At 38.0% G+C, this 2565-nt stretch carries 3 protein-coding genes; 2 read left to right on the top strand and 1 reads right to left on the bottom strand.

Annotated features, from left to right (window positions below; translation table 11 throughout):
• Positions 1–287 precede the first annotated feature (287 nt).
• On the bottom strand, positions 288–512 hold the full coding sequence (locus F6K37_RS37840; RefSeq protein ID WP_287256181.1) for a hypothetical protein: 225 nt from the start codon (positions 510–512) through the stop codon (positions 288–290).
• 33 nt (positions 513–545) lie between these two features.
• Between F6K37_RS37840 and F6K37_RS37845 the strand changes: the two genes are divergently transcribed.
• Together F6K37_RS37845 and F6K37_RS37850 are read left to right on the top strand one after the other, a co-directional pair.
• Entirely contained in the window at positions 546–1592 is a 1047-nt protein-coding gene (locus tag F6K37_RS37845; RefSeq protein WP_287256183.1) for a hypothetical protein, read from the top strand.
• Between the two features lie 2 nt (positions 1593–1594).
• On the top strand, positions 1595–2335 hold the full coding sequence (locus tag F6K37_RS37850; RefSeq protein WP_287256185.1) for a hypothetical protein: 741 nt from the start codon (positions 1595–1597) through the stop codon (positions 2333–2335).
• Positions 2336–2565: the final 230 nt, after the last annotated feature.

Raw genomic sequence — 2565 nt, forward strand, 5'->3', positions numbered from 1 at the left:
AAAATAGAGTGTGACGTGGCTTCCTTTCCCGCGCTTTTTGTCAACACGAGATTCGAGACCACGCTCTCTTGCTAACTTTTTTACCCTCTATCATGAACTCACTTCCTTTCATAATAAAACTATCGGACATTATTGTCCGGTAGTCAAGGGCGAAGGGATCCGTGAGGGCTTGGCTCCCGAAACCGCCTTCCCAAAGCCTCTTTCTTTCGTCAGCGATTGTCATTAAATCAAGACTTTACTATAATGTCAGCACAGTCAAGCTTTTATAAATTAATAGAATAAATGTATTAATTAACTTCAGTCATCAAGAAGATTGATGGGGAGATGGGGAGATGGGGCAGATTTGTATTAAGGGTAATTATCCGGCGTTGCTGAATCAAGGAATGAATAGAAGTAGGGTGGGTATCCTGCACGACCGAAAAGATCAGGAACGGGCAAGATGCCCATTCCACAGGTGCGACCCAAGGGCGATTTACTCGCCCTAGGAGGCGCGCACCTACTCTTAAAATCATTCCATTATTAAGCAACGCCTAAAAACTAAAATAATGAAGACTCTGAAATTATTACCTTTTGTATGCGTAATACTTGCTTCAATGCAACCTAGAGTTTTAGCTCTTAGCAAATTATTCGATAGCGTCGAAGACGCTCTTAAAAAACCATTTAAAATTGTTTCTGAAGGTGTTGCTGAAGGTGCAAGCGATAAAGCCTTAAAAGAATTTGAGGACTTTTTTAATAGTTCAATACGCCCCTTTAGTGATGATGTAATCAATAAAGTTGATCGGGTAGCAGCAAATAACATTCTCCGCACTGAGGAAGCTGCTCAGAGACTTTTAGACCATAGTAAAGACAATATCCTAGATATTGAAAATCAAGTGGTTGAGGATATTGATCATATCTTGGAAAGAGTAGATGAGCGCTATCGTGGCGTAATGCGGGAAACCTTCTTAGAGATTAATCGTGCTCGTGCAGAGACTCTTATTGATGTCCGCTATACTCTTGGTACTGTTGATCAATCCCTAGAAGCGCGAATCAACCAAATTGCTTTAGAGATGATGACGCTTCTTGCTCAAGTTGATAAGATTGTGCAAAAAACTCCAGGTACTTTTTACAAAGAACTGTTTGACCCTACAATTACAAGATTGGAGAACCTTGAGCGAGATATTTTCCTTAAATTAGATGAACTTGTAAAAACACTTAATTGCTCTAGGGCAGGCACTATTGAAGATTTACGAATTAGCTTTAATAAAATAATTGAAAAGGCTCGCAGCACCCTACCTTTTTCCATATTTCGTCGTCGTACCTCTTGTGAAAGAGAAATGCGTCAGGTATACCAAGAAGGCAGTGATATATATTTTTACCGTGTATCTGAGTGTGAAATTAACAAAATTATCAATCAGCGTGGACATATATTAACTATGCAGCAAATTGCAGATAACTACGGACAACTTCAACTCAATGCTAGTCGAATGGCTTGTTTAGCTAAAGATATTGCACCAGATCTACATGATCAAATAAAAGGAGACTGGTTAGAATACGGAATAAAAACTCGTTTTTGGAAAAATTATCTAACAAATAGCTCACAAGGAGAATAATTATGAAACGTTTAATGGCATTAAGCACGATTATCCTTACAGTTAGTATAGGAGTAGCTTCTTGTACTCGATTAGTAAACAGTCAAAACAGTCGCCAGGAGTGTGATAAAAACTCTACGGCTTTTCAATGTTATGAAGCAACATTATCGGAAATTCGTTTAATGAAGCAAGAGTTACAAACAAAGCTTCAAGAACTTGAAAGTGTTAGAAACGAAGTCAAGTCGCTCAACGAAAAGTTGGGAAATACAACTAATAAACTAGAACAAAATTTTATTAAAATTAGTAATAATCGTGAGCAACTGACACAAAATCATCAAGCTTTAAGCAATAGTGTGGAAGGGTTAAATACTAGGATTCAGTCCCTTCAAGCAAATCAGGATAATCGAGATCAAAAATTAGATAATTTAACCAAGACATCTACTCAGGAGGATCAAAAGCTTGGTCAGAAGATTAGTAACATTGAATCTGGTGTTAATCAGAGAATATCGAATGAAGTTCAGACTTTGTCAAACCAACTTCAAGGGTTGACTACTAATGCAGATAAGACGGTTGTTCAGGGTAACCTACTGATTAACGGCAATCGATGGGATGGGACAAGACAGGAAGCTACTACTGATAGGAGTAATGATGCTTTTTGTCCTGAAGGACATTACGTTGTGGGAGCACGTGCCATCGATACAGATGGTGGAAGATACTGCGTCAGTTGTATAAGTCGTGTGAAGTTATTCTGTAGACAACTCTAGAATATGAGAACCACTTGCCTATGTTAACGGAGCCACTTTTTTAAATAATATAGGACTTACGAAATTTCTGGGGGGGCGACAAGCGGCCTGTAACCCTTGATATATATTAAATTGAGCGAATTATGGTAAAAAAAGATAGGTCATAAATTGTCAATACGACCTACCAATCGAGAATGAGACAAGAATTATATCAAAAACATCTAAAAAATCTACTTTCCGAATCTCAATTA

The sequence above is a fragment of the Moorena sp. SIO4E2 genome, assembly GCF_010671945.1.
GTDB lineage: Bacteria > Cyanobacteriota > Cyanobacteriia > Cyanobacteriales > Coleofasciculaceae > Moorena > Moorena producens.